The sequence below is a fragment of the Devosia riboflavina genome (genome assembly GCF_000743575.1).
Taxonomy (GTDB): Bacteria; Pseudomonadota; Alphaproteobacteria; order Rhizobiales; family Devosiaceae; genus Devosia; species Devosia riboflavina.
In genome coordinates, this window is the sequence record NZ_JQGC01000081.1 from 1 (window position 1) to 730 (window position 730).

Annotated in this window: 1 protein-coding gene; it reads right to left on the minus strand. The window is 64.4% G+C overall.

Going from position 1 to position 730, the window contains the following annotated elements:
• Positions 1-730: MmgE/PrpD family protein (locus JP75_RS24780; RefSeq protein ID WP_035087959.1), on the minus strand; the 730-nt coding region annotated here is incomplete at both ends.

Genomic DNA, 730 nt, shown 5'->3' on the forward strand with positions numbered 1-730 from the left:
CGGGGCCTTGGGGTGGCCCGGGAACGGCTTGGCAGCGCCATGCACGACCGTGCCGTCCTGAAGCTCGATCTCGACGCGCGAGAGATAGCCGGCGCCGGCGCGGGCCAGCTTGCCGTCCTTGAGCGCGCCCAAGGTTGGGTCGGCAACGCACTTGACCTGTTCGGCCACGAATTTCTGGCGCTTGCCGTCGAGCACGCGCTCGAGGTCAAAACTCTCGATGCCGATATTGCCTTCGAGAATGGCGGCCGCCACGACATAGGGCATCGAGTGGTCCGCAGTTTCGCGGCTGATCGGATGGTAGGGGTCCTGGCGCATTTCAATGAAATGCTGGTAGGAGCCCTCTTCCGAGAAGACCCGCACTTCCTTGATCTGGCTGAGATCCTTGACCTGTGCGCGCGCTTCCAGGGCGGCGCGGATGGCGCTCTGGGCCATCGAGCCGACCGGCCAGAGCTTCATATAGGTCCAGGCGATGCGCGTCAGCTTGTTGCCGGTCTGGAGCCGATCGAGGATCACCGGAACCGGATCGTGCTTGTTGGCGAGCTTGGCAATGAAGCCGTTGCTGCCGGTGAACGGACGGACAGGAGCCTCCACCCCGGCCTGAGCAAGGAAGCAGGCCTGCAGCGCGTTGCGGACGGCGTCCGAACCGTTAAAGCGCTTCCAGAGCGTCAGATCACCGCGTGCATTGAGCTCGCAGCTTTCCACCTCGTCGGTGGCGAAGTGCGGCGTGACC